Origin of the sequence: Peribacillus psychrosaccharolyticus ATCC 23296 (genome assembly GCF_000305495.1) — a bacterium.
Classification (GTDB): domain Bacteria; phylum Bacillota; class Bacilli; order Bacillales; family DSM-1321; genus Peribacillus; species Peribacillus psychrosaccharolyticus.
Genome location: NZ_AJTN02000173.1, coordinates 21,141 through 29,775 on the forward strand (window position 1 = coordinate 21,141; position 8,635 = coordinate 29,775).

Here is an 8,635-nt window from a genome sequence, read left to right on the forward strand (position 1 = left end):
AATTATTATAGCTAGTGTTATTTTTTCGGATAGGTGATAATGTTCTCTAAATAAACACTCCCGTCCCGAATGATTTTATATCCCGCCTGCTTTTCATACGGCACTAAGAATTCAAGAGTTACTGTACGGTCCTTGGTTAAATCAATCGTTTGATCAGCCTCTGTCATACTGTGGATCATATCTTCTATATAGATTTTAACTTCCTGTACTTCTCCTGGCACTTTAGGATCATATTCTATGGTAACTTCCTTTGTAACCTTTTTAGGAGGGATTTCTTTCTTCCCTTTTGACAGAACGACATTCACGGTACTGCCTTTTTCCACTTTTGTTCCTGGTGATGGTTCCTGACTAATGACCAAGCCGATACCAACAGACGCGTTGTACTCTTCCCTTTTAACGTTAACTTTTATTCCAGCTTCTTTAGCATAGTCATCTAAACCCGCTTTATTGAATTCTGTAAGATTTTTCAAGGGAAGTTGTTCCGGTCCCTTACTGACTGTAAATTCAAAGGCCGTATCCGATGGTACCACTTCTGTATTCAAAGATGGTATTTGTGTCAGAATAGTTCCAGGAGAACTATCATCAAATTCCGCAGATATCATACTTTTCTTAAAATCCATTTTATCCAGTAACGTTTCAATACTGTCAATATTGCGGCCGATATAGTCTGAAACTGTAACCGTTTCTTTTCCTGTACTTTGATAAATATCAATCTCCGTACCTTCTTTAACTACTTTACCAGCCTTAGGCTCGGTTTTAATAACTTGTTCTTGAGGGACTTTTTCATCCGATAATTCAATCGTTTTCCCTGGTTCAAGTCCAGACTTAAGCAGCTCCACAATTGCATCATCGTATTCTTCTCCTGAAAGATCCGGGATCGTGATTTCTTTTGGACCAAATAAATCAGGAAGGAACACAAAAGAACCACCGAGTATAAGCAAAATCATCATTAAAAGACTAGCTATCAAAAGCAGGGGCCGCTTTTTACGTTTTTTCTGTTTCTTTGCATTCGCGCCCTTCTTTTTAGAAGCCGATTTAACTGGTGCGGAAGGAGGTTCATCGTAAACAGCCGTGTTTTTTTCAGGTCCCCTAATAATGGTTTCGTCTATACTTGCCATATTATCATTTGTAATAATAGGTATCGCTTTCGTTGCATCATGGTCTTCTGGTATGGCGAAAACCGGTTCATTAAGCCGTTCAGGTTTAAGCGACGTCCTAATCTGTTCATGCATTTCATCGACACTTTCATACCGATAGTAGGAATCTTTTGCGGTCGCTTTTAAAATAATATTTTCGACACTTTGTGGGATGTCAGGATTCCATCGTTTGGGCGATGGCGTTTCCGATTGTAAATGCTTTAAAGCGATGGAAACGGCGGATTCACCTGAAAAAGGCAGTCTTCCTGTTAACAACTCAAACATGACAATGCCTAACGAGTAAATATCGGACTTTTTATTCGCCATCCCGCCTCTAGCCTGCTCTGGTGATAAATAATGAACAGATCCTAAAACAGCATTTGTCTGAGTAATATTTGTTGCACTCAAAGCCAAAGCTATTCCGAAATCAGTAATTTTCACATTGCCAATTTCATCCACTAGGATGTTCTGCGGTTTAATATCCCGGTGGATAATCCCATTATGATGTGCATTGGAAATGGCTGCAGTAATTTGTTCCATAATGTTAATGGACTCTTCAATTGACAGCGGAAAGTTCTTTTGTATGTATTGCTTTAACGTTAAGCCTTTTACATATTCCATGACAATATAGTAAATGTCGCCATCTTCACCGACATCATAAATACTAACAATATTAGGGTGAACTAAACTGGTAGCAGATTGTGCTTCCCGGTTGAAACGTTTAATGAATTCATCATCATTATTGAAATCCATACGCAGAATCTTCAAAGCTACATCCCTGTCCAAGATCATATCTCTAGCCAGGTAAACATTAGCCATGCCGCCGCCGCCAACCATATCTAAAAGCTTATAGCGACCGTTGATTCTTTTACCAATCAGCATTCAGTTCACCCACTTTCACTTTCATCACAAAGTTGAACAAGGACAAGTGTGATATTATCTTCACCACCGTATTGATTAGCCAAGTCAATTAATGCAGCTGCTTTCTCAGTAAAATCGGTATCAGACACCAACATTTCTCGCATCTGATTCTCACTAACCTTATTGGAAAGGCCGTCTGAGCAAAGCAAGAGAATATCTCCCTCTTCAAATGTGATTGTTGAAATATCCATTTCAACCTGTAATTCTGTTCCTAGTGCCCGCAATAACACGTTCTTACGGGGATGGTGTTCTGCATCTTCCCGTGATATTTGCCCAGAACGGACCAATTCATTTACAAGAGAATGGTCTTCCGTAACTTGTTTAAAGCCGCTTTCGTTGTATAAATAACCTCGACTATCGCCAATATTAGCAATTGTCGAAAATCGATTGGTACAAATAGCAGCCACAACCGTCGTACCCATCCCATTACATTCTAAATGCTCAGCTGAATGATCAAAAAGCAGCTGGTTAACCTTCGTAATTTGATTCTTAAACCATATTTCCGCATCTTGAGCAGTTAAGATGTCCGTTGTTTGTTCCCATTCTTTGCTTAAAAACTCGATAGTCATTCCACTAGCCACATCACCGGCACGATGTCCACCCATTCCATCGGCGACAATTGCCAGACTAACCCCATCCGAATTGATGAAAATACCGCCATTATCTTCATTATGCTGGCGGATTTTTCCACGGTCTGTTTTAAATACTGCCTTCATAGGTTCACCTCGTCTCTTCTTTTCGCTCTTAGCATTCTTGACCGCATGCTGATGGTCGTAACAATACCTTTTTCAGCGTCCTTCTTAAAGGGAAAAATTCGTTCTCGAGGTGTACGGACACGGCTAACTTGGTAAAAGTACAGACAATCTCACAGTAAGAACTGTTCAATTGTCTGTATGGTACCCTTACTTACTCTTCTTTTTAAAGCTGGATATAAAGAACCCATCACTATCTAGATCTTGTGGGAATATCTGCAGCATATTATCTTCAACAAAGCTTTGTACTCCTTCTGGGAGACGCTCTTGTAACTCTAAATCTTTTTCAAAATCAGGATGTCTTTCTAAAAAAGCCTCAGCAACACGCTGATTTTCTTCCTGATCGACCGTACAGGTACTGTAAACTAAGCGGCCGCCTTGTTTTAATAAAGGTGCTGCAGCATCTAACAATTCAGTTTGTATACTTGCGAGCTTTATTATATCATTTTTTGATTTTGTATACTTAATATCAGGTTTCCGGCGCATAACACCTAAACCTGAACAGGGAGCATCAATTAGAATACGATCGAAGCCTTCTGCACTAAATTTCTGTTGCACATCACGGCTGTCTGCCACATAGGTTTTAATATTACGAAGACCTAAACGTTGTGCTTGTTTCTTAATCAGCTTCACTTTATGATCATGCAGATCAATAGCTGAAACTTGTCCTGTAGTCAGACGTTCTGCAATATGAGTCGTCTTCCCGCCTGGGGCTGCACAAGCATCAAGAACCATATCATTTTCAACTGCCCCTAAGGCATGTGCAACAAGCATTGAACTTTCATCTTGAACTGTCATAAAACCAAGCGTGTAGCTTTCAGAATGAACAAGGTTGCCTCGCAGACAGTTAATAGCTTCTGGGACAATTGAACTTTTTTCAACTTCAAAACCTTCTTCAGTCAATAGTCGTACAAGCTCATCTCGTGAAATTTTACGTGTATTTACTCTGACTGTTTGCAAGGGAGCTGTTAAATTGATTTCACACATTTCTGACGTTTTCTCTACACCATACTGCTCGATCCAACGTTCTACAAGCCATTGTGGATGACTAGTGGCAATTGCCAAGCGTTCAGTCTCGTCCTTAATGTCTGTAAGCGGCCGTACGCCCTGACGCTGAATATTCCTCAATACGCCGTTTACCATAGAAGAAATCCCTTTATGACCGCGTTTTTTTGCAATCTCTACCGCTTCATAAATGATAGCATGATCCGGAACCTTATCTAAATACACCATTTGATACAACGAAATACGAAGCAGATTATAAACCCAAGAAAGCGTATGTTTACGGTCTCTGACAAAAGGCTCTAAATAATAATCTAACGTCATTTTTCGTTGAATGGTTCCATACGTTATTTCTGTTAACAAACCGTTATCTACACCAGACAGGTTATGCTTTTCAATCTTAGAATTTAATAATAAATTACTGTATGATTGATTCTTTTCAACTGATTCTAGAACATCTACAGCGAGTTCCCGGACATTCTTCTTAATTGTTGTCATTTTCTGCTCCTAACTTCATACCAGGCATAATATAGCTGCCGGCTCCACGCAAATAATCTTTTGCAAGCATTTTTTTCTTTCCAGATGGCTGAAGCTCAGTCACTAGCACTGCTGTTTGATTGCCTGTGGCAATTAATACACCATTATCTTCTATTGATATCACTTCACCCGGCTGTGCCTTTACTTCAGATGTGACTTTTTTAGTATCCCATATCTTTAGAACTGCTCCATCAATAAGTGTATAAGCAACCGGCCAAGGATTCAGACCACGCACATGATTAAAAATAGCTTCTCCGGTTTGCGTCCAATCTATCTTTTCTTGTGCCCGTTTAATATTAGGCGCAAATGTCGCAGCCGTTTCGTCCTGCTTCTTCGATTTAAGCTCGCCGTTAATCAGCTTTGGCAATGTTTCTGCTAGAAGATCAGCACCAATTGCACTTAGCTTCTCATGAAGTGTCCCTACATTATCTTCTTCAGTAATCATAAGTTCACTTTGAGTCAAAATGTCTCCGGCATCTAATTTTTCAGCCATATACATAATGGTGATTCCTGTTTTCTCTTTACCTTGTAACAGTGCGTAATGAATAGGAGCACCGCCTCGCAGCTCTGGCAAAAGTGACGCATGAACATTGATACACCCGTATTTTGGTGCTTCAAGCAGTTCATTCGGCAAAATTTGTCCAAATGCAGCAGTAACAATCAAATCAGGGTTCAACGCAAGTACTTTATCTAAATCCTCTTTAACCCGGATTTTCTCAGGCTGCAATACGGGAATTCCGTGTTTCAGAGCTTCCACCTTTACGGGAGGAGGGGTCAATACTTTCTTACGTCCCACTGGCCGATCAGGCTGAGTGACGACACCAATCACTTCATATCCTTCTTTCAGGATTCTTTGTAACACTGGTACAGAAAAGTCTGGTGTTCCCATAAATAAAATTTTTGTCATTCTTCAACTACCCCTTCTAGCTCTTTTTCAGTTAAATAATGTGTCACTTTACTAGTAAACAAAATACCATGCAAATGGTCTATTTCATGCTGTATAGCACGGGCAAGAAAGTCTTCTGCCTCCATTTCGAAAAATGCACCGCGACGATCCTGAGCCTTAACCTTCACACGATATGGACGAGTAACCTCCCCATAAAGATCTGGAAAACTCAAACATCCTTCTGGTCCAGTTTGTTCACCAGAACTATCTAAAATAACTGGATTAATCAACTCCAGCGTACCTGTATCGTCCCCAATATCGACAACAGCAATCTGCTTTTTAACCCCTATCTGCGGAGCAGCAAGCCCCACACCATCTGCTTCGATCATGGTGTCATACATATTATTTAACAGCTTAGCCAACTTTCCATCAAAACTTGTTACTTTATCACATTTTTGTTTCAAAATTTTCTCAGGAAACAAAACAATCGGTAAAATAGCCAAAATAAACAACTCCTATAAGAAATGCGAAGGCGCCTTGGTCAGGCCCGACAGGCATAAGAACGGCCTCAAAGCAAGGTGTTCTTCCTTGCGGAGAGGACGGGCTTATGACCCGAGGGACTAGGCGCCGCAGCTAGACAATAATGAAATGCGAAGGCGCCTTGGTCAGTCTCCGAAGCAAATAGGGCGAGACACAAAAGGCGCTCTTTGCCTTTTAGTGGCTTGCATCTTTTGCACAGGAGGCTAGGCGCCGCAGCTGGACAATCTGAAATACGGAGGCATCCGTTTAGCTTGCGAAGGAAATAGGGAGAGAACCAAAAGGCGCTCTTTGCCTTTTGAGGACTCTCATCTTTTCCACAGCAAGCTGGATGCCGCAGCTGGACAATCTGAAATGCGGAGGCGCCTTGGTCAGCCTCCGAAGCAAATAGGGCGAGACACAAAAGGCGCTCTTTGCCTTTTAGTGGCTTGCATCTTTTGCACAGGAGGCTAGGCGCCGCAGCTGAACAATCTGAAATGCGAAGGCATCCGTTTAGCTTGTACAAGAAAAGCGAGAAACTATGAGGACGCCCATCTCACAGCAAACTGGATGTTCAGTAACATCATAAAAGCGCAGATATCCTAGTCGTACGAGGACATCAGCGCTGAACCATTTTTTAAAATTCAGCCTGAGGTATACCAGACCACAAACCCTCATTTTACTTGACCTGTGTCGCTGTGTATAGCTTTTTATGACGGTTTATCGGTATAACTGATGGTTACATCATTATTTGTGGATTTAAGTCGATATTAATTTGCAATTTCTGCTGTGCAGTTTCTTGTTGATAATGTTCTAAAATGGAGCGCATGAGACTTTGCAGCTCAGGCTCTCGTTTGTATTTTATCAGACATTGATAGCGATATCTATTGTTAATCCGGCTGATCGGTGAGGCCACGGGGCCAAGTATAATGGCTCCTTTGCTTAAACGTGCACCTAAAAATTGCGTGATCTTTTCTGTGGTTGCTACCGTTTTCATCAAGTCTTCATGCGAAACGGTAACCATCGCCATATAAAAATAAGGAGGATAATGATTTTGTCTTCTGATAAACATTTCTCGTTCATAGAAGGAATCGTAGTCCTGATAACTCGAAAGTTCGACACTATAGTGTTCTGGGGTGTAGGTTTGGATAACCACTTCCCCTTCTAGCTCATGCCTGCCAGCTCGTCCACTAACCTGGGTCAATAACTGGAAGGTTTTTTCTGATGATCGGAAATCAGGTAAATGAAGCATGGTATCAGCGGATAAAACACCGACCAATGTGATATTGGGAAAATCAAGTCCCTTTGCAATCATTTGTGTACCAAGCAGTATATCCGCTTTTCCTTCTCCAAATGCCTGCAGCAATCGTTCATGAGATCCTTTTTTACTAGTAGTATCTACATCCATCCGGATGACCCTAGCTTCCGGAAGAAGCTTCGTGATTTCCTCTTCCACCTTTTGTGTGCCCGTTCCGAAAAAGCGTATATGGTCACTGCTGCATTCTGGACATATTGAAGGCATCTTTTCTTCATGGGCACAGTAATGACATTTCAAAGAATGGTTCATTCGATGATAGGTTAATGAGATGTCGCAATTAGGACAATTCAAAACGACGCCGCAGCTTCGGCACATAACGAAAGATGAATGTCCCCGCTTGTTTAACATCAATACGGTTTGTTCGCCTCGTTCTATTCTCACTTTCAGTTTTTCAAATAATAATTCTGAGAACATTGAGCGATTACCACCACGTAATTCTTCTCTCATATCCACAATTTCTACACTAGGCATCGGATGATTATTCATCCTCCGCGTTAACGGTAAAAGCTGATAGACTCCTTTTTGGGCTCGTGCAAATGATTCTAATGCAGGAGTAGCACTGCCTAGTATAACAGGACATTTATGATTTTTAGCTCGTTCAATTGCTACGTCACGGGCATGATAACGAGGGTTTTCTTCTTGTTTATAGCTTGATTCATGCTCTTCATCCATGATAATCAAGCCTAAATTCTCAAAAGGAGCAAAAACCGCGGAGCGTGCACCAACGACTACTTTCACTTCTTTTCGATGAATTTTACGCCATTCATCATATTTTTCCCCGACAGATAATCCGCTGTGCATGACCGCAACTTGTTCACCGAATCGTTCTTTGAAACGCTTTACCGTTTGTGGAGTCAGAGAAATTTCTGGGACTAACATAATTGCCTCAGCACCTTTTTTCAAGACGGCATCTATTGCTTGTAAATAGACTTCCGTCTTTCCACTGCCAGTGACACCATATAAAAGAAATACATCATGCTCATCTTTTTCAACCGAAGCAACAATGGGAGACAACGCTGCTGCTTGTTCGTCAGTCAGGGTAAATGGATTCGACTTTTCAAACGTTCGATTTTCATATGGATTTCGATAGATTTCTTCATCACTTTCCCGAAGCACCTTTTTATCTACCAGCGTTTTAATCGTACTATTTGAGGCACCCGTAGCTTCAAGCAGGTCCTTCAATTGAATTTTTTCTTTGATGCTCAATGAAGTACTGTATAACTTCCTGCTGTTTTTTTGTCATTCGCCGAGAGAGAACTCATCATGTCTTTCATTTCTTGCACACTCAGGATTGTTTCAACCATTTTAACTTTCTTTTTGTTCATTCGGTTTTTAACTTGATAAATGACTTCTACGTTTCCTTTTTGTACTTCTTTTTGAAACCGGACTGTTTCGCCGCCATTGATCACATCTTTCCAAGAAATCGAATCGTGATTTGCAAGGAACCTTTGTACTTCAGGATCAAGTAGATTTTTTTTATCTCCAGTGACTTTAAGTACCTTTTCATATTTTGCCTTCATCGCTGAAGGAAGCATTGCTGAAGAGCAGAAATCTTAAAGCACATAGC

Annotated in this window: 5 protein-coding genes and 1 pseudogene; all 6 read right to left on the reverse strand. The window is 40.9% G+C overall.

Going from position 1 to position 8,635, the window contains the following annotated elements; translation table 11 throughout:
* Positions 1-17: 17 nt before the first annotated feature.
* The gene (pknB, locus tag WYK_RS08750; protein WP_040374139.1) at positions 18-2,018 is read right to left on the reverse strand and encodes a Stk1 family PASTA domain-containing Ser/Thr kinase; all 2,001 of its coding nucleotides are present in this window, start codon (positions 2,016-2,018) and stop codon (positions 18-20) included.
* 5 nt (positions 2,019-2,023) lie between these two features.
* Positions 2,024-2,773: a Stp1/IreP family PP2C-type Ser/Thr phosphatase gene (locus WYK_RS08755; protein WP_040374140.1), complete on the reverse strand. Its 750-nt coding sequence runs from the start codon at positions 2,771-2,773 to the stop codon at positions 2,024-2,026.
* A gap of 186 nt (positions 2,774-2,959) precedes the next feature.
* Positions 2,960-4,309 carry a 16S rRNA (cytosine(967)-C(5))-methyltransferase RsmB gene (rsmB, locus tag WYK_RS08760; RefSeq protein ID WP_040374141.1) on the reverse strand — a complete coding sequence of 450 codons (1,350 nt, stop codon included), beginning with the start codon at positions 4,307-4,309 and terminating at the stop codon, positions 2,960-2,962.
* On the reverse strand, positions 4,296-5,255 hold the full coding sequence (fmt, locus tag WYK_RS08765) for a methionyl-tRNA formyltransferase (protein WP_040374142.1): 960 nt from the start codon (positions 5,253-5,255) through the stop codon (positions 4,296-4,298). The genes rsmB and fmt overlap by 14 nt, the downstream gene beginning before the upstream one ends.
* Positions 5,252-5,737, reverse strand: coding sequence for a peptide deformylase (def, locus tag WYK_RS08770; RefSeq protein ID WP_040374143.1), 486 nt, complete (start codon positions 5,735-5,737; stop codon positions 5,252-5,254). The genes fmt and def overlap by 4 nt, the downstream gene beginning before the upstream one ends.
* A 752-nt stretch (positions 5,738-6,489) precedes the next feature.
* A pseudogene (gene priA, locus WYK_RS08780) lies at positions 6,490-8,635 on the reverse strand (primosomal protein N'); the annotation flags it as partial.

Bases quoted from the DNA above. Each gene is read 5' to 3' on its own strand.
- pknB (WP_040374139.1), bottom strand. From the start codon at position 2,018: ATGCTGATTGGTAAAAGAATCAACGGTCGCTATAAGCTTTTAGATATG.
- fmt (WP_040374142.1), bottom strand. From the start codon at position 5,255: ATGACAAAAATTTTATTTATGGGAACACCAGACTTTTCTGTACCAGTG.
- rsmB (WP_040374141.1), bottom strand. From the start codon at position 4,309: ATGACAACAATTAAGAAGAATGTCCGGGAACTCGCTGTAGATGTTCTA.
- WYK_RS08755 (WP_040374140.1), bottom strand. From the start codon at position 2,773: ATGAAGGCAGTATTTAAAACAGACCGTGGAAAAATCCGCCAGCATAAT.